The organism is Longimonas sp. (assembly GCF_040409695.1).
In the GTDB taxonomy this organism is placed as follows: domain Bacteria; phylum Bacteroidota; class Rhodothermia; order Rhodothermales; family Salinibacteraceae; genus Longimonas.
The window spans coordinates 13,808-36,310 of the sequence record NZ_JARWGJ010000062.1 but is presented as its reverse complement, the minus strand read 5'-3'; the positions used below and the strand labels follow the sequence as shown (position 1 = coordinate 36,310).

Here is a 22,503-nt window from a genome sequence, read left to right as displayed (position 1 = left end):
ATTTTCGCCGCAGCGGCGCTCGCTCTCGCCAGCAAACCAAAACCCAAACAGGTTCTTAAAGCTATAAATTACGGACACCACACCCTGTAAATAGAAGTTTGCTCCTTACGCCAATCGCCTCTATGCTCATCGGCAGCGGCGCTACCCATGAATAAGCGAATAGCAGACTACTACTACATCTTTGATGGACGCAGCGGCCGGTCGGTGGCTGTTGAACGGAGTAGCGGAAAGCCTGCTTCTGTGATACCAAACAAGGAGTTGGACGATGAAATGAAGCTGGCACGCTACCTTGAGTCGGAGCAGTCGTCTCATGTGCTTCGTGCATTTGCATGCTGGTGTGCTCGCCAGACATGGCAAGAGGAGGCCCCGTCGCAACGCTGCTATAGCCTGTGGAACACCGCGCGCGCAGTATGTACCCGCAGGGCTCCGGTCTCGGCACTGCGGGAAGTGCGAGCCGCCTCAGACAATGAAGCGGTTGCCGCTTCAACGATAGGACTGCCACGCCGCAGTCCCGAAGCCGCCCAGCTTCTTGCGGCGCGGGGCTGTGCTGACCCCGACGTGCACACGGCTGTGCACGACGCGATGCACATGAGTCTCCGATGGGCCGAGTGCGTGGCTCCATCAGATCCTGAAACGGCTATCCGCATGATGCGTACGCGCCATCGCAACGCATTGCTTGATGCGATAAACGGCGACGCGCCGTTCACAACGAAAAAACATCGTGAGAGAAGCGACCCCGACCCAGGGGTGTAAGCAGTACGTTAGCACGCTAAATGTAAGTATGCTTACACAGCATACTGTTGAGGGAGTATCGAGAGAGCACACAGTATCCCCTTACGAATATCCCCTTATGATGGCTGCCTGCTCAATGACCGCTTCTCGCTGCTGTGCGAGCATGCCCGCGTCCCTGCATGTCCGATGATCCCCCGTGTTACATGAAAGAAGTCGTCGCGCAGCCTACAGTTGTTGTGGGAGCTGGAGCCGTTGGTTCTGCACTTGCACGTGCGTTGCATGAGCATGGAGCGCCGATAATCGGCATTGTGAGCCGCACACACGCTGACGCTGCGGCACTTGCCAGTAAAGTAGATGCAGAGCATGTAAGCAGTAGCGTAACCCAGATCCCGCCCGCTACAAAGCGAGTTCTCATATGCGTACCCGACCAGCAGTTGGACCAGGTAGCCGGCGAATTGGCACGTGCGTCGCTGGCACATCCGTGGATCGCGGCCCACACGTCAGGGGCACACGCAGCTGAGGTACTGGCTCCGCTGCGAGCAGCAGGGGCAGCACTGCTCAGCATTCATCCGCTGCAGACGTTCACCAACGAGACGCCCCCGTCGGCATTTCAGGGAATATGGATGACACTCGAAGGCGACGAAAATGCATACGGATATGGCGAAGCCCTTGCCAAGGGGCTGGGGGCCTCGCCACAACACCTTGAATCGGGCGCGAAGCCGCTCTATCACTTGTCGGCTGTCTTGGCGTCTAACGGATTTGTTGCGCTTCTGGCGGCGGCACAGCATGTGTGGGAAAACGCCGGCCTGGAACCGAGCAAGGCGTTTAATGCGCTCAGCCCCCTCGTTGAACGGACATGGATGAACATCCAAAATAACGGCACCGATGCTCTGACGGGCCCGGCAGCGCGGGGCGATCATAAAACAATTGCCACTCATATAGCAGCGCTTCATGCCTCATCAGAAAGGCCCAGAGGGGAGGAGGTGTTGCCGGAGGAGGCTAAAAGCCGCGTCATGGAACAAAATATGGAGATGGAACGGTTGTACGCCTCACTAACCAACGTAATGATTCAACTGCAGCGCCAAGCAGGTAAGCTGTCTCAGCGCGACGCTGTGCGTGTACAAAACATACTTAAAAACTCTCCCTATAAAGTTGAGAGAAATAACAGTGCTTGACATCCTCCGCTGCGATTGCGATACTGCGTACACAATGCTTAACCCCACAGTGTAACGCTTCATGGTAGACCGCACATTAGACTGTTGCAACGCGATGAAGCGTAATACTTAAGCATCCCCCACGAAAGCTGTTGATGCAAAAGCCCCCACCGGCTGGTGTGTCCACATGCATCGTCTCAACGAGTTTATCGCTTTCTGAGACGAGAGCGTCGCAGGCTCACTTTTTCCGGTTCGTATCCTCACACTCAGGGTGCGCACCAACCGCCTGCTTCCCTCACTGCTATCCACGTTGGCCTGCCAGCACATAGCAGCACACGTGTTTGTGTCATAACCCTACACTCGCATATGAATACCCCTGCGCGCACTCCCAGCGAGCGGATCGAAGACAGAATGTTACTGGACTCCGGTCACTCTGAAGATGCAGGTACCGCCACACTCGTTCAGCACATCCCGTCAGACCTTGCTATGCTCCGATCCATCCTGGAAGAGCGCCACACTGGAGCCGCATTCCAGTCGGTTGTCATGGCAACCGTGAAGATCGTGGAGCGTGTGGCATGCCACGAATACCATGTGGCAGAGGCTGCGCTCTCGCTCGGACAGCGTGAAAAGCTCGACGAGATGTTGCACACAATCGACGAGATGGCAGAGCTGCTCCGTGCACAGCTTGACATGCAGGGAAACGGACTCACGCGTCTGTGTGGCGAAAAGCCCGCCGCTGCAGGCGACGCGCCGCCGTGGCCTGAGGCCCTTTTTGAGGCCGTTGAAGCGCTTAGCGAGAGCGTCAATCAGCTTACATCACTTTCAAACGCGCAGCAAAAAGAGAGCCCCGCACGTGCCCTGAGCAACCGGGTTGCCGATCTTCTGCGCGCCCATCATAACACACTGCTTGTTGAAGCTGAACAGTGGACGGCATAGCGCCGGATTCCCTGCCAGAGCAAGCTTCCGGGCATCTTCCCTCTTTTGCGCAGTTGTGCTGAACACGCTGAAACTGCGCTGAAACCGTACCGCAACAGCGAACGCGACTCCTGGTACCCCGTTACTTGTCTTCTGCAGAAACGCCTTCCAAATGCGAAGGCGTTTCTATTTTTACCTGGTTCCTCCTACTCGCTACCGATTCGATTTCCTGCTTTCTTATGGATTCCACCGCGTCTGCCTCACCAGAACCTACGCGCTCTGAGCAAGAACAGCGTCGCCGCGAAGAGCGGCAGGCGCTTGAACAACGCGGCATCGACCCGTATCCGTACAGCTGGCCTGTAGACGACCATGCGGCTGACCTGCTTGCGACGTTCGACGACGAAGCACACGACCCTGACGAAGGCACCAAGCTTACCGCGTCGATGGCCGGGCGCATTACCAACATGCGGGTGATGGGAGGCTCCGCCTTCTTCGACGTGCAAGACGAGTCGGGTACCATTCAGGCGTACATCCGCAAAAACGAGGTCGGCGAGGACTTCTACAATGAGGTCTTCACCGAACTGCTCGACATTGGGGATATCGTGGGCTTGAAAGGGTATGTGTTTCGCACCGGCATGGGCGAGGTAACGGTGCGTGTCGACGAGATGCAGCTGCTTTCAAAGGCGCTGCGTCCGCTCCCCGTGGTGAAGGAAACCGATGAAGGCGATACCTATAACCAGGTTACCGACAAGGGCTTCCGCTACCGGCAGCGCTACGTAGATCTGACCGTCAACCCTGACGTGCGTGATGTCTTTCGGCAGCGCGCTACGCTCATCCGCACCCTTCGTCAGTTTCTGGATGCGCAGGGCTATCTTGAAGTGGAAACGCCCGTGCTGCAGCCGGTGTACGGCGGTGCCACAGCGCGGCCTTTCACGACGCACCACAACGCGCTCGACATGGAGCTCTACCTGCGCATCGCAGACGAGCTCTACCTCAAGCGGCTCCTGGTTGGGGGATTCGAAGGCGTTTACGAAATCAGCAAAGACTTCCGGAACGAGGGGCTGAGCCGCTTCCACAACCCTGAGTTTACGATGATGGAGCTGTACGTAGCGTATAAGGACTACCACTGGATGATGGACTTCACCGAGCAGCTGGTAGAGGCCGTTGCCACAGCGCTGCACGACAGTACCGACGTGACAATCGGCGAGCACACCGTTTCGTTCGAGCGCCCGTGGAATCGTATTGCGTTTCTTGAGGCCATCGAAGACAAAACGGGTTACGACCTGCACGGCGCTACCCGCGAAGAGCTGCTGGAGGTGGCTGAGGAGCTTGGTATCGACGTAGACCCGGACTTGGGTGCAGGCAAGCTCTACGACAAGATCTTCAGCGAAACGGTCGAGCCGACGCTCATCCAGCCTACGTTTGTAATGGATCACCCCGTTGAGCTGAGTCCGCTCGCAAAGAAGCACCGCGAAACCGACGGACTCGTGGAGCGCTTCGAGGGCTTCGTGGCTGGACGCGAGATCTGCAACGCCTTTAGCGAACTGAACGACCCCGATGACCAGCGCGAGCGCTTCGAAGAACAGGTGCGCCTCCTTGACGCGGGCGACGACGAAGCCACGCCCATCGACGAAGACTACCTGCGCGCCCTTGAATACGGCATGCCGCCCGCTGCCGGACTTGGCATCGGTATCGACCGCCTCACCATGATGATGACCGATCAGGAGTCTATCCGCGACGTGATCCTCTTCCCCCTGATGCGCCCTGAAAGTCAGTGACAATGTGCACACCACCGGCGTAATCTGCGGTACAACCAACATAGCACCACACCTTGCTGGGTCCACCGGTTTTGCTTGGTGGACCTGGTTGCATTTATGTGCGAAACGCAGCTGGATCCGGAACGCAACATTGCTGCGAGAAATGCCAGCACAGAGCATCGTCAGAAACCTGGAGCGGAGTGGGTCATGTCAAACTGCCTATGGCTACATCACCCCGCAAGCACGACATCGAGGTTGAAGACCGCGCTGGCTATCTGGAGCTGCTGCGCACCAACGACAACTACCGCCGGCTCTGGTTCGGTAGCAGCCTGTCGCTCTTAGGCGACTGGTTCAATCTGATCGCACTCTACACGCTCGTCTCTACGCTCACCGGTTCGCCGCTCGCCATCGGCGTGATCTTCCTGGCGAAGATGCTGCCGTGGGCCCTGGCTGCGCCCGTTGCCGGACTTATCGTAGACCGCTACAACCGGCGCCGGCTCATGATCGGGGCCGACCTCGTGCGGTCCGTTATTGTGCTGGGGTTTCTGTTTGTGCAGGAGGCGGCGCACGTACCGCTCATCTATGTGCTTATCGCTGCACAGGTCGTCGTGGGGTCGGTCTACGTGCCCGCAAAGAGCGCATCCATTCCCAACATCACCGCGCCGCGCGAGCTACTCACGGCGAATGCGCTCTCTTCAGCTACCTGGTCGACCATGCTGGCGGTAGGCGCTGCGCTGGGGGGATTCGTAGTGGAGTTCGCAGGGATCGAGGCGGTGTTCATTCTTGACGCCCTCACCTACCTGTGGTCGGCCTGGTTTGTCTATCGCACCGTCATTCCTCAGAATACCGAGCCCGACACCGATCCACTGGTGCGGACCGCCGCGCGTAAGATCATGGACGGCTGGTCGCATCTTCGAGCACATCCACGCGTGGCACGCATCGCAACAGCCAAAGCTACGTGGGCGCTGGCCGGGGGCGGACTCGTCTACATGCTCACGCTTATCGGCGAGCAGGTGTCGCCGGGGGCTATCGCGGCAGGCATCGGCGTGCTGTTCATGGCGCGTGGTATTGGCACCGGCATCGGGCCGATCATTGCTCGGGGGCTCTTCACAGACCAAGCAAAATGGCCCATGGTGCTGGGCAGTGCCATTGCAGTGAGCGGAGGCGCCTACTTTGTAGTCGGTTTGGTGCCTTGGGCGCCTGAGGGCATTGCCCTGTTCACGGTCATCGCGCTGGTGGTCATGGCACATGCCTCCAGTGGGGGCAACTGGGTGCTCGCCACCGTGCTCCTGCAGAAACGCACCGAAGATGCCTACCGTGGACGCGTCTTTGCAACCGAATGGCTCCTGGTAATGATTGCGGAGAGCATATCCATTGGCGCAGCCAGCGTGCTGCTTGAGATCGGTTGGCTCGATCTTGCCGGCGCGGTGCAGCTCTTTGCGGGCGCGCAAGTTGCATTCGGACTGATCTGGCTCCTTGTGGTCGTGCCCAAAGAATTGCAGTCTGACGCTGAAGTTCAGGAAGCAGGTCAAGCAGATCGAGCAGATAAGATAGCAACGCCTCACGAAGACGCGTAGAACCGTTGCGGTTGCATGCGTGCTGTGGTACATTAGGTGTTGTTCAGGGGGATGCGTCTGGACTGTCGTACAACGGATACACCGTCGCATCCCCCAACCCACTTTTCGATAGCGAGGCTGGGGGTGCCCCCGCACAGAAATGCGCAGGGGCTGAGAGATACACCCTTCGAACCTGATCCGGATCGTACCGGCGAAGGAAAGCTTCCCGCTGTTCCCCGTGCATGTCTGCCTTAGGGGCGCCGCTGGCTTCGCACTTCTTCAGGTTTCTTCAAGCCAACGCCTACCTGCTATGTCTACAGCCCCTGCCCTTTCCGATCAGGTCGTTCTCATCACCGGTGCCAGTCGCGGACTCGGCGCCGCCCTTGCCCGTGCCTTTGGGCGCGAAGGCGCACGCGTGGTCGTAAACTACTACCAGAGCGAAGACGCTGCCCATGAGGTTGCCGCCTCGATTGGCGACCGCGCGCTCCCCTATCAGGCCGATGTGCGCGATCGCGAGGCCGTGCAGGCCATGGTCGAGGCCGCTGCCGATCACTTTGGCACGCCCGTAACCACCGTCATCAGCAACGCACTGATCGATTTCCGATTTGACGCCGAGGCGCGCGCCACTGCCGACACCGTGTCGTGGGCAGACTACCAGACGCAGCTCGAAGGCAGCGTGCAAGCAGCGCTCCACCTGGTGCAAGCGTGCCGCCCGGCCATGAAAGACGCCGGGTTTGGGCGCTTCGTAGCTATCGGCTCCAATCTGGTGCAGAACCCCGTCGTGCCGTACCACGACTATACCACCGGCAAAGCCGCGCTGCTTGGCTTTGTGCGCAACATGGCGCAGGAACTTGGCCCCGAGGGCATCACCGTCAACATGGTATCGGGCGGACTCCTCGACCGCACCGATGCCAGCGATGCGACGCCCGACGGCGTGTTCGACCTTATCCGCAACTCTACGCCGCTACGCTCGGTGACCACCCCCGAAGAGATGGCCGATGCGGTGCTCTTCTTTGCTTCGCCGTGGGCGCGTGCCATCACGGGGCAGAACCTGATTGTGGACGGCGGTCTCGTGATGCAATAGCTTCATGCGGCGGGCGGAGGGGTCCCTATTCCTCCACCGATACGTTTTCGAGAGCAGTGCGCACGTTGCGCTGAAAGCCCTCGTACGTGGCGCGGGTAACGGGGCTGCCGGAAAAACGCTCGCGAAACTCCTCGAGCTCCAGCTCCACCCAGTCGCGCAGGTCGGTATCCGACATGCCATTGCGCGGCTGGTAGCGGGGCTCTTGCGTGGGCTCTTTGAACTTATTCCACGGGCACACATCCTGGCAGATGTCGCAGCCAAAGATCCAGTTCTGCATATCGCCCGAGATCGCTTCGGGCACATCGTCGCCGCCGTGCTCAATCGTGAGGTACGAGATGCATCGTGTGGCGTCGACCGCGTAGGGCTGGTAGATCGCATCGGTCGGGCAGGCATCCACGCAGCGCGTGCACGAGCCGCAGAAGTCCTCAACCGGATGGTCATTCGGTAGCGGCACATCCACGATAATCTCGCCGATGAAAAAGAACGAACCCATGTCGCGCGTTAACAGATTAGAGTGCTTACCCTGCCACCCGAGTCCGCTTCGCGCGGCCCAGGCCTTGTCGAGCACCGGAGCCGAATCCACAAACGCACGCCCGTGCACCGACTGCCCCACGTGTTCTTCGAGCCAGTGCAAGAGCAAATAGAGGCGGTCTTTGAGCACATCGTGATAATCATCGCCCCACGCATACCGGCTGATCTTGCCCGTCGTAGCCGACTCGTCGTGCTGCGTATCCGGCTGATAGTAATTATGCAGCACCGAGATCACGCTTTTAGCGCCCGGCACCAGCCGTGTCGGGTCAATGCGCTTGTCGAAGTGACGCTCCATCCAGTGCATGGTACCGTGGCGGCCTTCGAGCAGCCACTGCTCAAGGCGCGCAGCCTCGTCGTCGAGCGGCTCTGCCGTTGCAATGCCACAGGCGTCAAAGCCCAGCCGGGCCGCCTCCGCTTTAAGCGCCCGTGCAGCGCGCTGCTGAGCCATGCGTCCAAAGTCAGAAGTTGGCGCGGGCGTGCACATGCTTGGTCTGTAACGGTGTGTCCTAAAGTAAAGTTGATGGTTTAACGAGGCATCAGGAGTAGAGTTGTTAAGGAATGCGAGGCGAGGTAAGCCCCACCGAAGTAAAAGCCGCAAACTGGAACTCAGTCACATAGGGATGCACAGCCTTTCTTTGCCTATCTACTCGTTAACGAGATGAGAGGTAACGCGCTGTAAGGACAGCCCGCCTTTGCGCGTCTTCCCCGCGGGAGCAGGTACAGTACGCGCATCCACCAGAAGCCGCTCTGGATCGATGCGCTGCTGCTGGTAGAACATTGCAACTGCACGGCCCCGGTCATGAGCCAACGTGGCTGCGCGGGGTTCGCTGGAGCGAGCGTACGCCTCAATACGAATGGGGAGAGGAGCACACGTGGCAAAAAGCTCTGCATTAGCACGCAGCGCTTCCCGGGCGCTGTCAGAGAGGTGGCTGGTGCCGTGGGCAAAGAAAACCGGGTTGGTTTCAAGGTCAGCCCGGCAGAGCGCAGGTACGTCAGGCCGCACGGTGAGCGAGACCGTGCGTGTGTCGCTTCCCGCTTCGTTGGCCACGTACAGGCGCACGGCGTACGTGCCAGGGGCCGTATACCGGTGCTCCCCGCTTGCATCTGAGACCTCCGTTCCGTCGCCATAACTCCAGAGGCGTTCCGCGACTACGCCCCGCACATCTGCCTGGTAGGTTACGGGCTGTCCGACCACGACCGGGTTCGGAACCGCCTGAATAGTCGCAATCTGAGGAGATGCAGTTGGGGGCTGCACGCGAACGAGATGGGTACGCGTTGCGGACCCGGCTTCGTTGGCAGCGGTGAAACGGACGGTAAACGTGCCGCTACGTGCAAAGCGGTGAACCGCGCGAAGTCCAACATCGGTCGTGCCGTCCCCAAAGTCCCAATCGAGACGCACGTGCTCGGTAGCCTGCTCGTTGATCTGCGCGACAAAGACAGCTGCCGTGTCTACAGGGACTTCCCCAGGTCCGCTGAGAGCGAGCACGCGAGGCGGCTGCATAGAAGTACAGCCGCCAAGAATGACAAGCAGATATCCTGCTGCTACGAAATACGCCAGGCTCGCATGTGCGAAGAAAGGGCATGATGCCTGGACGGAGGCAGGCAGGTGCGAGGTGTGCGATATGCGACGGAAAAGGGATGCGCAATGCATTGGGAGCGGCGCGTAGTCATCTCTAATAAGGCGAGCTACTGTAGTGAAAGAGCACGGCAGAAGCATTCATGTGGTGAACAGCGCAGCATACCAATAGAGGATCTGGAGTGTCATCCAGTTTCGGCGCTTGACACATGTCGGAAAGAGCGCATGCGCGGAATGTGTGAGGCATCACATACCAACAAAAAAGAGCGAGCCCACTTCCCGGAGGAAGCAGGCTCGCTCATGCACGGTAGCAGCGGCTTAGCTTGATGCGCTGCTACGATTTACGTGTGCGGTGCGGGTTAGCGCTGTGGGATCGAGTCCACGCGGCGCTGCTGTTCCGTACCCGCTTTCTTGGTGGTGGTATCGTCGTCGATCGCACCGCGGCCTTGCACCGTAATCCGGTCGGCTGGCACATCGTTTTCTTCGTAGAAGTCAGCGACGGCCTGAGCGCGGTCTTGCGACAGCTCATCCGGGTTGCGCTCGCCAGCGGCAGCGAAGCCTTCGACGCGAACCGTGAGGTTCGTGCACTCAGCGAGGATCTCGGCGTTCTCTTCAAGCGCGCTGCGGGCTTCATCCGTGAGCGTGCTGGAGTTGACACCGAAGAATGCCGGGTTGAGCTCCGTAACGGTACCGCAGATCGGCGGCAGGTCGGGCTCGACCATCAGCGTGAGAGAGCGGGAGTCGTCGCCTACGTCGTTCGAGGCGTTGAGCGTGACCGTGTACTCTCCTTCTTCATCGAAGGTGTGCGTGGCAGTTTCACCGGTACCGGTGTTGCCATCGCCGAAGTCCCATTCATACGTGATCGGCGTGTCGCCGCGTACGTTGCTCGTGAAGGTAACTTCCTGACCCGCGGTTGCAGGGCTCGGATCGGCGTTGATCGTCGCAATGCGTGCCGGAGCAGGCGGATCGGTCACGTTAACCGTGAGCGACTCCGATACTTCGCCGGCTTCGTTGCTCGCCGTGAAGGTCACTTCGTACTGTCCCTCCTGATTGAAGGTGTGCGTCGTCAGCAGACCCGATCCCGTTGATCCATCGCCAAAGTCCCACTGGTAGGAGACCGGGCGGGTGACGTCGTCTTCGTTGACGGTTGCCGAGAACGTTCCGGATTCGCCGGTATCGAGTTCAGCAGGTCCATCAATTGCAAAGATGGCCGGAGCCGTCGTAGCAGGCTGGAACGTGTACGAGATGCCGAGAGCGGGCATAATCGTGAGGGCATCGAATGAATCGTAGTCGGCCTGCTCAAGGTTGTCGAGCGCGTCGCCTGGGAACGTAAGGTGGCTGCGAGCCTCAACAAAGAGCGAGGTGTGGCGGCTCACGACGATATCGAATCCACCTGCCACGGTCGGACCGAAGGCCGTGTCTTCGCCACCGAACGAGACGTGACCGCCAAAGTCAGCGTACGGAGAGATCGTCCAACTACGAGCACCCAGACCGAGACGCCCGGTCAAGTAGGCTGTCGTAATGCCCGCGCTTTCCAGGCCAGGACGTCCGGGGCCACCAGCAAACTGGTAGTCACCATACTGGACACCAAGACCGATACCGAAGTTGGGGTTGAACTTGTATCCAAACTCGCCGAGGAAGCCAAACGGGAAGCTTTCGTCGAACTTCTCTGTGTCAAAGATGTCGCCAAAGCCAGACGTTGGGCTCCGTTCACCAGCGTAGTCTACAAGACCAACACCCGCTTTGATATAGAACGTATCGCCGGCTCGCTTCGTCTGCGCGTCGGACGTGTCTACCGTGAAGGCAAACAGCAAAGCGATGGATAAGAGGAATGAAGTAAGTGTTCGGGTCATAGCTCTGAAAAGATTCTTAGGAGGCAGTGTCGGACAAGTGATCATTGAGCGCTACTCAGCATGCATGAAAGCAAGCCGAGAGCTTTGTATTTGTAATACCGCTGACAAAATGCGATGATGGCCAGGACACACAGGGTGCCTTAAAGGCTGCAGAGGGTTTACCCATTCTGCGAAAAAACGCTATTCAGCGGTCAAGGGTATTTCGCGAGCATGTTCATTTAAGGACGAAAGCGCGATGCGTGCATACCTGCACAGATCACTCTGAGAATGCGATGATTGCATCATCTCATCCATGTTGCAAATTTGTCTTACGCAAGAGAAGCCGTGACGCACACACATGATTGCGTACGGGCTTGTACGTCGTAAACCAAGTGGCAGAATGAAAAAAGCTAACGGCAGAAACGTCTCATATCTGCTCAAGCCAGCTATATCTTGCTCACAGTATTGACGTTGTGGCTGTAAGGAGCAAGGCAATACCGCTTCAAATGTATGAAGATGTATCGTAAAATCAAAGGTCTCGGACCAACTTTTACGAATACACGAAGCCAGAGTGATTGACAGCTTCGGGAAAAGTCACGGCGAGACGGACTTGGCAAGCGCCCGCTTATTCAAAAGAGCGGGAAGTCGTTGACGTATCGGACATACATATCGAACCCGTGGTGTCTTGCAGCGGCGCTCGGTTCATTTCGGTCCGCTGGGTTCCAGCCTGGTGCGTTTAGGCCGGTTTTTCCACGCAGTGTTGCTCGCACTGCAGAGAGCGCCAAATTGCGTCGACTGCTTGATGAGGTTGCAGAAGCCGCTTACAGACTATTTACATACTTCTCCAGCTTGCTCTTTTTGTTAGCAGCTTTGTTCTTATGAATAAGGTTCTTAGAGACGAGGCGGTCCAGTCCCTTCTTAACGTTGGGCAAAAGAGCACGCGCTTCTTCTGCATCGGTTGTAGACTTTAATTTCTGGACGAGGGTACGCACCTTGCGCTTCTGCGCGCGGTTGCGGACTCGTTTCTTGGCATCCTGGCGAAGGCGCTTCTTTGCAGATTTATGTTGGGGCATAGTAAACGTGTAATGGGTCTGTGACGTAGTTCAAGTATGTGTGCTGGCGTATAGCGCTGGATCAGCAACCTTGCTGAATACACAACAGGAGCAATCCACCGGCACTCATGCCGGATGTTTCCCAATACTCCATAAATTAGGCATCAACGCGCTGTAAGCCCTCTCCTTAACTTAAGCATCATACCGTCATGTGGGCGTTCCTGAAAGAACTGTTTAGCGACATTGACACAACGTACACGGTTCTCCTTCTTGATGAGAACACGGTCGAAGAGCCGCGCCGATATCAAGTAGAGCCCCGTCGTCTCCTTTTCATCTGGGGGAGTTCTATGCTTGTGGCCATGCTCGTAGCGGTGAGTGTACTTGCATTTACACCGCTGCGCCAGCTTATTCCTGGATACGGTACCGAAGAAATGGAACGTAGCGCACAGCTCAACGCCGTACGCGTGGCTGCGCTGCAAGACACGTTAAGCGTACAGCAACAGTATATTGAGCGACTCCAGGCGCTACTGACGGGCAGCGTTGATGGAAGTTCTGAAGCTGTACAGCAAGACGAAGGGAGCGCTGGTTCCGATGTCGATGATTACAGCCCGGCGCCAAGTAGCGATAGCTGGTCGTTACACGAACAGCCCGCGCTCATGCTGACCCGGTTCAGCGGAGATCAGCAAGCCGCCCCGGCAGCCACAGCTGAATACGATCTCCCAGCACTGTCCATGCCCGTACCGCCTCCTGTCGAGACCGGCTATCCGACACGGGGCTTTGATCCGCGTGCAGGCCACTATGCGTTAGATATTGCTGTGCAAGAGGGCTCATTCGTACGCACAATCGGGGATGGATACGTGGTCTTGTCTGACTGGACCCAGGAAGGAGGGTATACAATCGCTGTGCAACATGGTGGCGGCTATCTCTCGGTCTACAAACACAACAAACGCGTGCTGAAGCAAGTTGGCGAACAAGTGCGGGAGCAAGAGGTCATTGCCGTTACTGGCAATTCGGGCGAGATCACAACAGGACCGCACCTTCATTTTGAGCTCTGGCACCACGGACTGGCACAAGATCCTCGTTCGTTTATTGCGGGCTGGTAGTAGCACAGATATGTCGCAAATAGCGACAACACGCTGCTGCGATGCAAGCACTAAATTGGCATAGGTCAGCTTGCAAACTGCGGGCTAATTTCGTTCAAAATCACTGCCTACAACCCATGGGAATTTTCTCGTCGAAAAAAACAGACAATAAGAATATGGCACAGAATAAGCGAGCAGTATCGGATCAGATTAACCTTGTTGGAGAAGGAACGACGTTCGAGGGTACGCTTCATGCCGAAAACGACGTGCGCACCAGCGGCCACATTGTGGGGACTATACGTGTCGAAGGGCGTGCTATTATCGCGGAGAGCGGGTCGGTAGATGGTGAGGTTGTTGCTACCAATGCCGACGTTGCGGGACGCGTACAAGGAGAGGTGCGCGTGAGCGAATGCTTGGTGTTGAAGAGCACAGCCCGAATTGAAGGCGACATCCATACAAAACGCCTGGTTGTGGAAGAAGGCGCACTTTTTACAGGCAGTTGCTCAATGGAAGAAATAGGAGCCAGCAAGGACGCAGAAGCTGCGTCAGACACAGCACCCGGGCAGAAGAAGTCGACCCCCACAGGCGAGAAGTCGGAAGACAGAGGAGCGTCTTCAGCATCAAAGAAAGACAAAACGAAGTCGGCGTCGTAAACACGGCGCGAGAGTGAGTTGAGAAGAGAGACGATCTATTGCATTGCATAGCGTAGTGGCTTCTCATCCCCACTCGAACGCCGTCAAGAGGCTTGAAAATGGATATAAATGGCACTGACAGTCCAGAACGAGGAGACAAAGCAGAGCCCAGAAAAACCCAAACCCCTTGGCGTGACGCGTGGCACGACGTGGCTCCACACCTTGACTTAGGCTGGCGCCTGGTTGGGGCAGCCGGTGGGCCCCCACTGCTTGGGTGGGGCGTCGATCTTGCGCTCAACACAACTCCTGTTTTTGTGATGGTCGGCAGTTTGTTGGCGGTGATATCTGTAGGATACATTGTGACGGAACTGTACTATGGAGGAAACCCACCGCGCAGATAGATGCTAAGTCCCGCCTTTCATTTTTTATTCATCGTATGAGGCGGCTATTTTCTGCTATTCACAGGTCTTCCACCGCTTCATGCTTTACACTTTGTGATGTGTGATATGCAGCCACAGATGCTTGGCTTCAGTCCTGCTTGACCCGTCAAAAAGCGACGGGCTCGGAAACAGCTACGCCAGCACACATTAGTTGTTAAATGGTGTTGAGCCGGTGAAGCTATGCACGGTCTGCTCTCTACATGGTGGTTCAGTGCAATCCTGGGGGTTGGCATTGTTGCGGCAAGTACACTCATTCGCGTTGTGACGCACAGAGGCGCGCTCCGAGCGTCTTCGATCACAGGTGCGACACGTGCGACAGTGCGAGGCATCTTGCTTCGCATGGCAGTCGTTCTTGGTGGGCTTGCTCTTGTAGCCACGATGCTCCCGGTTCATAAAACCGCCTTCGTGATAGCGCTCGTCACGGCACTCATTGTGAGTGTAGTGCTCGAAACAGTGATCATATGGAGGCACACCAGCAATACATGCTCCTGACGTTTCTTTCAGACTGACCTACTCGACTCGGTGGATCGATACTCCTGCTTATCATTCCGTTACGTTCTGCTTGTCGGGCTAATGCTATCCGCGCTTAGCCTCACGGCATTGAGCACATCCGCTTCCGCCCAGACGACCGATCAAGATAGCGAAAGCAATGGGCTTACGCTCGATTACATTGTAGACCGATCGGTTGTCGGACACGCTGCTGACGGATTTTACCTCGACTTCAACCCGTTTTTCAGTGTGGAGCTGCCACGCATCATGCTGACAAGGGATGCAGAAGGGAATATTGGAATTGATGCTTTTGCTTCCACGAAAAGCTTGCTTGACTCCGGGCGCTATGGGCTGATGGACGGCGAGACGCTCGTCACTGATCCGGAAGCCCTCGCGGAAAAGAAAGCAAGCAAGTCGCACCTGTACAGCCCCGTGGCTCTTGCTGAGGAAGGTGGGCACATTGTTGCCGACTTTTCGATCACGCGTCACTTCATGTTTGGGCTTGCTGCAATGGCACTCGTGTTTTTGATTTTTGTGACGCTGGCCAATCGGTACAAGCGAGGTGTTGGCCGAAAAGAGGCGCCCCGTGGTGTACTCCAGAATATGATGGAGGTCATTATTGTATTCATTCGTGATGAAGTGGCTAAGCCAAACATCGGCGCCAAGTACAAAAAGTTTGTCCCGTATCTGCTGAGTGCCTTCTTCTTCATTCTAACGGCCAACATTCTTGGGCTCGTGCCTTTCTCAGGGTCTGCTACAGGCAACCTTGCCGTGACCGGGATACTCGCGCTCTTTACATTTGTGATTGGGCAGGTCTACGCAACAGCCGACCACTGGAAACACATTTTTCTTGGCCCTCCCGATGCGCCAGCGGTAATTCGCGTTATCCTTGTCCCGATCGAAATCCTGGGGCTCATCACACGCCACGCAGCGCTCGCCATCCGTCTCTTTGCTAACATGATGGGGGGCTCACTGGTCATCTTCAGCCTGATCGGAATCATCTTTATTATCAATGTTCTATTTGCAAGTAGCGCCGCATCCTTCGGAGCGGGCATCATTAGTACAGGATTCATCGTTTTCATCTTGCTGCTAAAGCTGCTTGTCGCCTTTATTCAGGCATACGTATTTACCATTTTGTCCGCGCTCTTCATTGGCATGGCCGTTGAAGAGCATGGGCACCATGACGAGGAGCATGCCTCCTCGCATCATGATTCCGATGCTTCTGCATCGGCGCAATCTTCCGCTGCAGCACCAGCTGCGGGTTAATCCGCACTACGCGCTGTATGCCCCCTCGGGGCGTTCGCGGCAGGGACGTCATGCCCCTGCACTCTGCATGACCTTCGTTTTTACATCACGACAACGTAACCCTAATACTATGGAAGCTGCTGCTCTTGCATACCTCGCTGCTGGCCTCGGTGCCGGCCTCGCTACCATCGGTGCCGCCTATGGCATTGGTCGCCTCGCTGACTCGGCCATGGACGGCGCAGCCCGCCAGCCAGAAGCTGCCGGTGACATTCGCGGACTCATGATTGTGTCTGCCGGTCTGATTGAGGGTGTGGCCCTCTTTTCCGTTATTATCTGTCTGCTGCTGGTTCTCTTTGCGTAGTTGAGCCAACCACGTTGCGTCTTTGGACGTCTCGCATATTCAACCGCGCTGCTGTACCCTGCATAAGTGGTTCTGCACTGGTATAAAGAGGAGCCTGCTCGCGCCCGTCTGGGCTGTGGGAGCAGGACATGCAACATCCCGTTACATGCTTCTGCTTGAGCACCTCTCGGTTTGCACCATGCAGAATGTGGCTAATCCTTATACAAAGGTTTGCCAGATGCTACGTGCCTGACCTGCTGCATAGACCCTGAACACGTTCCTCTTGTTAGGGGGGCGCTTGTGCCTTGGCGCAGTACCTCCTTACGTTTCCCGTATCGTTTTTCCCCGTATACTATGGCCTTCTATCTTGCTCAAAGCCTGATCGAGCCGACCGCGGGCCTCTTCTTTTGGAAAGCGCTCGCCTTCGCCATCTTTCTGTTCCTCCTGTATAAGTTTGGGTGGGGGCCGATTACCGAAGCGCTCGACGAGCGCGAGTCGCGCATCGAAGACTCCATGACGCGTGCCGAGCAGGCCCTTGAAGAGGCCAAGGCAATGCAGGCAGAGAATGAAAAGAAACGCCGCCAGGCCGAGCGTGAAGCGCAACGGATCTTGCGTGAAGCACGTGAGGCTGCCGAGGAGCTGCGTGAAGAAGAGCTCGAGAAGACACGCGACAAGATCAGCCGTATGCGCGACCAAGCGCAGGCGGAGATTCGACGCGAGAAACAGGGAGCTCTTGAAGATCTTCGCGACGAAGTCGCAGACCTGGCTATTGAGGCAGCTCGCAAAGTTGTTCAAGCCGACCTGGATGCCGATCGGCATCGTCAGCTGGTGAGCAATTTCATTGACGAACTGCCTAAAAACTGATCGTCTGTATCGTTTCATCGCTGTAGCGCCCTTCACGGCTCTGCAGCCTGGCCCCTTGTCTTATGAGTCAACGTGCGGTTGCAACCCGATACGCCTCGGCCCTGATCGAGGAAGCTACAGCGAATGATCGCATCGATACCATCGATGATGATATGGCGCTCCTTCAGCGCTCGATCGAAGAAAACAACGAACTGGCCCGGTTCTTCAAAAGCCCCGTTCTCTCGGCTGATCAGAAAAACCGGGTCCTTGGTTCGTTATTTGACGACCGGGTTGATGAGCTTACGCTTCGTTTTCTCAAGCTTCTGGCTCGAAAAAAGCGCCTTACACTGATCGATGAAATGCTGTCGGTCTACCGTTCGATACGAAACGAGCAAGAGGGCATCGTAGAAGCTCACGTGCGCATCTCGCATGAGATGGATGACGAAGAGACACGCATGCTCACTCAGGCGCTCGAAACGATGACAGACGCTACGATCCGTATGGAGGTGACGGTAGACCCGTCTCTCATCGGCGGGCTCGTTGTGAAGATTGGTGATCAGGTGTATGATGGCAGTGTGCATCACAAATTGGAAGCTCTGCGTGACCGCTTTCATACCAACGCACACCTGACCGCCACCGCATAGCCGGGGCCTGATGCCCCAGCCTGCAAACGGTCTATCCCGCGAAATCTACTCCCTCGCAGGTGACAGTGCCTACGCCCTCACCTGCGCATCCCTTTGTACCATTTACCTCTTTAACACCACTCCGTTATGTCTACTTCCATTCGACCAGATGAAGTAACATCTGTCCTTAAGCGTGAACTGGGTGGCTTCGAAGCCGATGCTGACGTCTACGAAGTAGGCACTGTGCTTCAAGCCGGTGACGGTATTGCTACGCTTTATGGTCTCTCAAACGTTCAGGCCGGCGAACTGGTCTTGTTTCCCGATTCCGGTGTGCAAGGCATGGTGCTAAACCTTGAAGAGGACAACGTAGGTGTTGTGCTCTTCGGTGAAGTCGATGCTGTTAGTGAGGGCGATGAAGCACGCCGCACAGGTAAAATTGCGTCGGTCCCGGTCAGCGAGCACATGCTCGGACGCGTGGTAGACCCGCTCGGGCGCCCACTTGATGGGAAAGGACCCATTGAAGAAGATGGAGTTGACATGCCACTTGAGCGAAAGGCTCCTGGGGTAATTTACCGCGAACCGGTTACCGAACCGCTTCAGACCGGGCTGAAAGCTGTTGACTCAATGGTCCCGATCGGCCGAGGCCAGCGTGAGCTTGTCATCGGCGATCGCCAGACTGGAAAAACAGCGGTGATCGTAGATACGATCATCAACCAAAAACAAACCCATGATACCGATAAGCCGGTCTACTGCATCTACGTTGCTGTAGGGCAGAAAGACTCAACAGTAGCTCAGGTGCAACGCGCACTTGAGCGCAACGACGCCATGGACTACACGGTGATTGTGAACGCGTCGGCCTCTATGCCGACGCCGCTGCAGTACATCGCCCCCTTTGCAGGGGCCTGCATCGGCGAGTTCTTCCGTGACACGGGGCGCCACGCACTGGTGGCATACGACGATCTCTCGAAGCAAGCCGTTGCTTATCGTGAGCTCTCACTGCTTCTGCGGCGTCCACCCGGGCGCGAGGCCTACCCTGGAGATGTCTTCTACCTGCACAGCCGCCTGCTGGAACGCGGTGCGAAGATTATCGACAACGAAGAGGTGGCTGCAGATATGAACAATCTGCCTGAAGGGCTCAAAGACCGCGTTCAGGGCGGTGGGTCGCTGACGGCTCTGCCGGTTATTGAAACACAGGCAGGCGACGTGTCTGCCTATATCCCGACTAACGTAATTTCGATTACGGATGGTCAGATCTACCTTGAAACCGATCTCTTTAACTCAGGCGTACGACCCGCGATTGATGTGGGGACGTCGGTAAGCCGTGTGGGGGGAAGCGCGCAGATCAAAGCTATGAAAAGCGTAGCCGGTACGCTGCGTATCGACCTGTCGCAGTACCGCGAGCTTGAGGCCTTTGCTAAGTTTGGATCTGACCTGGACGCCTCAACCCAGCGCCAGCTAAACCGCGGCGAGCGCATGGTTGAGATCCTGAAGCAGGACGAGTTCTCGCCCTTACCTGCACAAGAGCAGGTTGTTATCATCTATGCTGCCACAGAAGGACTACTCGACGACGTGCCTGTCGAAGACATACAGGACTTTGAAGAAGACCTGCTTGAGCGTGTCCGAACCCAGCATACAGACATACTCGACAGCATCCGCGAAACCGGTAAGCTGAGCGAAGACGTTGAGTCTGACATCCGCGATGTGGTGAGCGACGTAGCCTCCACGTACATCGTTAAGGATGAGGAAGACGACGATGAAGAGATTCTGGAGGCGCTCTAACCGGGCTCCTCTGATATAGTCCTTATAGCAAAATTGCTTGGCGCGATGCATGACGCTCCGCGTGATAATATGCGCCGCGCCCAACCTTGTATGTATTCATTCCTGGCTGCTTATGGCTAACCTCCGCGACATCCGTAACCGGATCGACTCGATCGAAAACACGAAGCAGGTCACCCGGGCCATGAAAATGGTTGCGGCTGCGAAGCTGCGGCGCGCTCAGGAGCGCATCTTCCACGCGCGCCCATATGCATACAAGCTGAGCGAGCTCATCGCGCATCTTACCGATGAGCTTGAAGACGCTGGGCACCCCCTGTTTGTAGCACCCGAAACGGACGGTGTATTGCTCGTCGTTATCACAGCCGACCGAGGGCTCGCAGGTGCGTTTAACTCGAACGTGATTAAGACCGCCGAAGCAACAATAGAGGAGCGCTATACCAAGGAACGCGCCAGAGGCGACCTTTATCTGCTGTGTGTAGGACGCAAAGGCCACGAGCACTTCGAGCGTCGCGGTTATCAGCTTGTGGGGGACTTCCGTGGCGTGTTTGATAACCTCACGTTTCAACTCCCTCAAAAAATTGTTGAGGCCGCACGCGAGGGATTCGAGCGCGAAATCTGGTCTGAAGTGCAGGTCGTGTACAACGAGTTTAAGAACACGATCAGTCAGAACCGAATCGTGGAGCCCCTGCTGCCGCTTCCGGAAGAGCAGTTTCTCACCCCTGTTATGGCAGAAGATGCTCCTCCAGAGCAAACAAGCGATCACGGAGTTGACTATATCTTCGAGCCGAGTGCACGAGACATTATGGACGTACTGGTGCCACGATTCCTAAACTATCAAGTATGGCGCGCCTTGCTTGAGTCGAATGCCGCAGAGCAGGGGGCTCGAATGGTAGCGATGGATAACGCAACCAGCAATGCCGAAGAGCTGCGCGACGAACTGCAGCTCAAATACAACCGGGCACGCCAGAATGCGATTACGATGGAGATCCTTGACATTTCAAGCGGTGCTGAAGCGCTCTCATCGTAAATTGATGCAATCTATTGCAGCATAAATCGGAACTTCTGGCTGCACGTGTCTCGTATGTAGTATCCGATATATAGACCAGTGCACGTAACCTCATGTCGACACGTCGCTGCGTGTACATACCGTCTACCGTACACTGCTTAGTACGCACGTGAACGGATAAACAAACGGAGAGGTGGCCGAGTGGCTGAAGGCGCTCCCCTGCTAAGGGAGTAAACGGTTTATAGCCGTTTCGAGGGTTCGAATCCCTCCCTCTCCGCAGCAAAGCCGGTCTCGGATCTCCGAGATCGGCTTTTTGCATTTCCGCCCAATCGATTGCAGAATGCTCATGGCAGGCTCGTCTGAACGCCCACTCGTAGCTATTGCTGGAGCTACCGGATTCGTAGGGACTGCCCTTCGAGGGGCGTTGGCCCCACATTATCGCATCCGTGCTCTCACGCGGTCGCCCGCACGAGCATCCGCCAACCAGATCCAGGATACCGGCGCTGAATGGGTTCACTGCGACCTGTTTGATCCCTACGAAGTAAAGCAAGCCTTAGAGGGCGTCGACTACATTCTCTACTTGGTGCACTCTTTGCACGCCTCAGCGCGGCTCACGCAAGCCCGTGTACCCGACCTGGATCTTCTCCTGGCCGACAATGTAGCGCGCGCTGCCGATGAGGAAGGCGTACGTCAGATTATAACGCTTGGAGGGCTTGTGCCCGCACAGGGCATTCTACCAGATCGCCTGCGCAGCCGCAAAGAAGTCGAACAAGCACTTGCTTCCTGCAGCACACCCCTTACCGCACTTCGTGCCGGGCTCATCGTAGGGCGTGGCGGTACATGGCTCAGCATGCTTGTACATCTTGTGCGACGCGTGCCCGTGATGATCCTACCCGCATGGACATCGGCAAAAACACAGCCGATCGTTATCGATGACGTCGTGCGCGCGTTCGAGACCGTGCTGGGAGAACCGACTCACTACGGCAAAACATACGACCTGGGCGGACCCGATGTTATGTCGTATCGCGAGATGCTGAAACGTACGGCACGGGTGCTTGGACTGTCGCGGCCGATGGGGACCGTTCCTGTTACTTCGCCCCGTCTCTCTAAGCTCTGGGTCTGGCTCTTCAGCGGAGCTCCCTGGGCCCTCGTTAGCCCGTTTGTAGATAGCCTGCGCTACCAGGTTGTTGTAGACACGAATCCGCTACAGGAAAAGCTGCGTTCAGGCATGAAGTCGTTTGAAGACGGACTTCGTGCATCGGTTAACAAGCAAGGGCTCCCGTATCCCAACCCGCGATCGGAGCTGCAAAACGAAGACCAGGCCATTATGCGTGAGCAAAGCGTGGTGCGGTCGGTGCAGCGCCTTCCGCTTCCGCCGGGATACACGGCACGCGACGTAGCCAACCAGTACATGCGGTGGCTCCCGCGCATTGGCGGACCGCTCTTGCAGTGCACCGTAGCCGACCAGCGGGTGTGCCGGGTCCGGTTCAAGCCCTTGGGCATTACGTTACTGGAGCTTAGCTACGCCCCCAACCGCAGCCCGCGCGGGCGCCAGCTGTTTTACGTAACAGGCGGGCTGCTGGCCAGCAAAGCACCGGATGCCCATAATGCCGGACGCCTGGAATTCCGCCGGACCGCCGACGGGAAGCACATTCTGGCAGCCATCCACGATTTTTCGCCGATGCTACCGTGGTCTGTCTACAACGCCACACAGGCTGTTGCACATCTGCTCGTTATGAACGGATTCGGACGCCACCTCAACCACCTGGCTACGCTGCGCAGAAACACCAAACTGTCGTCGCCTGCGCCCTCGTCTCCTTCATCGTAAGCCCTTTTGC

The 22,503-nt window shown here is 56.9% G+C and carries 19 protein-coding genes, 1 tRNA gene and 1 riboswitch; of the genes, 16 read left to right on the top strand and 4 right to left on the bottom strand.

Annotation, left to right across the window (positions count from 1 at the left end; genetic code table 11):
• Positions 1-147 precede the first annotated feature (147 nt).
• The 6 genes from PPP56_RS03685 (at position 148) to PPP56_RS03660 (ending at position 7,198) form a co-directional block, all read left to right on the top strand.
• Positions 148-753: a hypothetical protein gene (locus tag PPP56_RS03685; protein WP_353562684.1), complete on the top strand. Its 606-nt coding sequence runs from the start codon at positions 148-150 to the stop codon at positions 751-753.
• Positions 754-911: 158 nt separating this feature from the next.
• Positions 912-1,907 carry a Rossmann-like and DUF2520 domain-containing protein gene (locus PPP56_RS03680; RefSeq protein ID WP_353562683.1) on the top strand — a complete coding sequence of 332 codons (996 nt, stop codon included), beginning with the start codon at positions 912-914 and terminating at the stop codon, positions 1,905-1,907.
• Between the two features lie 345 nt (positions 1,908-2,252).
• Positions 2,253-2,822 (top strand): hypothetical protein, encoded by a 570-nt coding sequence (locus PPP56_RS03675; protein ID WP_353562682.1) that lies wholly within the window; start codon positions 2,253-2,255, stop codon positions 2,820-2,822.
• Positions 2,823-3,040: 218 nt separating this feature from the next.
• Positions 3,041-4,579 (top strand): lysine--tRNA ligase, encoded by a 1,539-nt coding sequence (lysS, locus tag PPP56_RS03670; protein WP_353562681.1) that lies wholly within the window; start codon positions 3,041-3,043, stop codon positions 4,577-4,579.
• 200 nt (positions 4,580-4,779) lie between these two features.
• On the top strand, positions 4,780-6,135 hold the full coding sequence (locus PPP56_RS03665) for an MFS transporter (RefSeq protein WP_353562680.1): 1,356 nt from the start codon (positions 4,780-4,782) through the stop codon (positions 6,133-6,135).
• Positions 6,136-6,244: 109 nt separating this feature from the next.
• Positions 6,245-6,351: riboswitch (TPP riboswitch) on the top strand.
• Between the two features lie 73 nt (positions 6,352-6,424).
• On the top strand, positions 6,425-7,198 hold the full coding sequence (locus PPP56_RS03660) for a 3-oxoacyl-ACP reductase (RefSeq protein WP_353562679.1): 774 nt from the start codon (positions 6,425-6,427) through the stop codon (positions 7,196-7,198).
• 25 nt (positions 7,199-7,223) lie between these two features.
• On the opposite strand, the gene queG is transcribed toward PPP56_RS03660, so the two are convergent.
• The 4 genes from queG to rpsT all read right to left on the bottom strand — a co-directional run bounded on the left by queG (position 7,224) and on the right by rpsT (position 12,210).
• On the bottom strand, positions 7,224-8,213 hold the full coding sequence (gene queG, locus PPP56_RS03655; protein ID WP_353562678.1) for a tRNA epoxyqueuosine(34) reductase QueG: 990 nt from the start codon (positions 8,211-8,213) through the stop codon (positions 7,224-7,226).
• Between the two features lie 159 nt (positions 8,214-8,372).
• On the bottom strand, positions 8,373-9,230 hold the full coding sequence (locus PPP56_RS03650) for a PKD domain-containing protein (RefSeq protein WP_353562677.1): 858 nt from the start codon (positions 9,228-9,230) through the stop codon (positions 8,373-8,375).
• Positions 9,231-9,664: 434 nt separating this feature from the next.
• Positions 9,665-11,158: a PKD domain-containing protein gene (locus PPP56_RS03645; protein WP_353562676.1), complete on the bottom strand. Its 1,494-nt coding sequence runs from the start codon at positions 11,156-11,158 to the stop codon at positions 9,665-9,667.
• An 800-nt stretch (positions 11,159-11,958) separates the two neighbouring features.
• A complete protein-coding gene (gene rpsT, locus PPP56_RS03640) occupies positions 11,959-12,210 on the bottom strand; it encodes a 30S ribosomal protein S20 (RefSeq protein ID WP_353562675.1) in 252 nt (83 codons plus the stop codon).
• Positions 12,211-12,398: 188 nt separating this feature from the next.
• Between rpsT and PPP56_RS03635 the strand changes: the two genes are divergently transcribed.
• From PPP56_RS03635 to PPP56_RS03590, 10 genes are all read left to right on the top strand, one after another.
• Positions 12,399-13,292, top strand: a complete 894-nt coding sequence (locus PPP56_RS03635) for a peptidoglycan DD-metalloendopeptidase family protein (protein ID WP_353562674.1) — start codon at positions 12,399-12,401, stop codon at positions 13,290-13,292.
• 155 nt (positions 13,293-13,447) lie between these two features.
• Positions 13,448-13,924, top strand: a complete 477-nt coding sequence (locus tag PPP56_RS03630) for a bactofilin family protein (protein ID WP_353562673.1) — start codon at positions 13,448-13,450, stop codon at positions 13,922-13,924.
• A 992-nt stretch (positions 13,925-14,916) separates the two neighbouring features.
• Positions 14,917-16,098: a F0F1 ATP synthase subunit A gene (atpB, locus tag PPP56_RS03625; RefSeq protein ID WP_353562672.1), complete on the top strand. Its 1,182-nt coding sequence runs from the start codon at positions 14,917-14,919 to the stop codon at positions 16,096-16,098.
• Positions 16,099-16,207: 109 nt separating this feature from the next.
• On the top strand, positions 16,208-16,438 hold the full coding sequence (gene atpE / locus PPP56_RS03620) for an ATP synthase F0 subunit C (protein ID WP_353562671.1): 231 nt from the start codon (positions 16,208-16,210) through the stop codon (positions 16,436-16,438).
• 333 nt (positions 16,439-16,771) lie between these two features.
• Positions 16,772-17,281, top strand: a complete 510-nt coding sequence (gene atpF / locus PPP56_RS03615; RefSeq protein ID WP_353562670.1) for a F0F1 ATP synthase subunit B — start codon at positions 16,772-16,774, stop codon at positions 17,279-17,281.
• 62 nt (positions 17,282-17,343) lie between these two features.
• On the top strand, positions 17,344-17,904 hold the full coding sequence (gene atpH, locus PPP56_RS03610; RefSeq protein ID WP_353562669.1) for an ATP synthase F1 subunit delta: 561 nt from the start codon (positions 17,344-17,346) through the stop codon (positions 17,902-17,904).
• 126 nt (positions 17,905-18,030) lie between these two features.
• On the top strand, positions 18,031-19,662 hold the full coding sequence (gene atpA, locus PPP56_RS03605) for a F0F1 ATP synthase subunit alpha (RefSeq protein ID WP_353562668.1): 1,632 nt from the start codon (positions 18,031-18,033) through the stop codon (positions 19,660-19,662).
• Positions 19,663-19,774: 112 nt separating this feature from the next.
• A complete protein-coding gene (gene atpG, locus PPP56_RS03600; protein WP_353562667.1) occupies positions 19,775-20,686 on the top strand; it encodes an ATP synthase F1 subunit gamma in 912 nt (303 codons plus the stop codon).
• Between the two features lie 166 nt (positions 20,687-20,852).
• Positions 20,853-20,942, top strand: a tRNA-Ser gene (locus PPP56_RS03595).
• A 69-nt stretch (positions 20,943-21,011) separates the two neighbouring features.
• On the top strand, positions 21,012-22,493 hold the full coding sequence (locus tag PPP56_RS03590; RefSeq protein ID WP_353562666.1) for an NAD(P)H-binding protein: 1,482 nt from the start codon (positions 21,012-21,014) through the stop codon (positions 22,491-22,493).
• Positions 22,494-22,503 lie beyond the last annotated feature (10 nt).

What these genes read in the sequence shown, in the direction of transcription:
- PPP56_RS03645 (WP_353562676.1), bottom strand. Translation starts at nt 11,158, where the DNA reads ATGACCCGAACACTTACTTCATTCCTCTTATCCATCGCTTTGCTGTTT.
- atpF (WP_353562670.1), top strand. Translation starts at nt 16,772, where the DNA reads ATGGCCTTCTATCTTGCTCAAAGCCTGATCGAGCCGACCGCGGGCCTC.
- atpE (WP_353562671.1), top strand. Translation starts at nt 16,208, where the DNA reads ATGGAAGCTGCTGCTCTTGCATACCTCGCTGCTGGCCTCGGTGCCGGC.
- queG (WP_353562678.1), bottom strand. Translation starts at nt 8,213, where the DNA reads ATGTGCACGCCCGCGCCAACTTCTGACTTTGGACGCATGGCTCAGCAG.
- atpH (WP_353562669.1), top strand. Translation starts at nt 17,344, where the DNA reads ATGAGTCAACGTGCGGTTGCAACCCGATACGCCTCGGCCCTGATCGAG.
- PPP56_RS03680 (WP_353562683.1), top strand. Translation starts at nt 912, where the DNA reads ATGTCCGATGATCCCCCGTGTTACATGAAAGAAGTCGTCGCGCAGCCT.
- PPP56_RS03685 (WP_353562684.1), top strand. Translation starts at nt 148, where the DNA reads ATGAATAAGCGAATAGCAGACTACTACTACATCTTTGATGGACGCAGC.
- rpsT (WP_353562675.1), bottom strand. Translation starts at nt 12,210, where the DNA reads ATGCCCCAACATAAATCTGCAAAGAAGCGCCTTCGCCAGGATGCCAAG.
- atpA (WP_353562668.1), top strand. Translation starts at nt 18,031, where the DNA reads ATGTCTACTTCCATTCGACCAGATGAAGTAACATCTGTCCTTAAGCGT.
- PPP56_RS03665 (WP_353562680.1), top strand. Translation starts at nt 4,780, where the DNA reads ATGGCTACATCACCCCGCAAGCACGACATCGAGGTTGAAGACCGCGCT.
- PPP56_RS03650 (WP_353562677.1), bottom strand. Translation starts at nt 9,230, where the DNA reads ATGCAGCCGCCTCGCGTGCTCGCTCTCAGCGGACCTGGGGAAGTCCCT.
- PPP56_RS03675 (WP_353562682.1), top strand. Translation starts at nt 2,253, where the DNA reads ATGAATACCCCTGCGCGCACTCCCAGCGAGCGGATCGAAGACAGAATG.
- PPP56_RS03630 (WP_353562673.1), top strand. Translation starts at nt 13,448, where the DNA reads ATGGCACAGAATAAGCGAGCAGTATCGGATCAGATTAACCTTGTTGGA.
- atpB (WP_353562672.1), top strand. Translation starts at nt 14,917, where the DNA reads ATGCTATCCGCGCTTAGCCTCACGGCATTGAGCACATCCGCTTCCGCC.
- PPP56_RS03635 (WP_353562674.1), top strand. Translation starts at nt 12,399, where the DNA reads ATGTGGGCGTTCCTGAAAGAACTGTTTAGCGACATTGACACAACGTAC.
- PPP56_RS03590 (WP_353562666.1), top strand. Translation starts at nt 21,012, where the DNA reads ATGGCAGGCTCGTCTGAACGCCCACTCGTAGCTATTGCTGGAGCTACC.
- PPP56_RS03660 (WP_353562679.1), top strand. Translation starts at nt 6,425, where the DNA reads ATGTCTACAGCCCCTGCCCTTTCCGATCAGGTCGTTCTCATCACCGGT.
- atpG (WP_353562667.1), top strand. Translation starts at nt 19,775, where the DNA reads ATGGCTAACCTCCGCGACATCCGTAACCGGATCGACTCGATCGAAAAC.
- lysS (WP_353562681.1), top strand. Translation starts at nt 3,041, where the DNA reads ATGGATTCCACCGCGTCTGCCTCACCAGAACCTACGCGCTCTGAGCAA.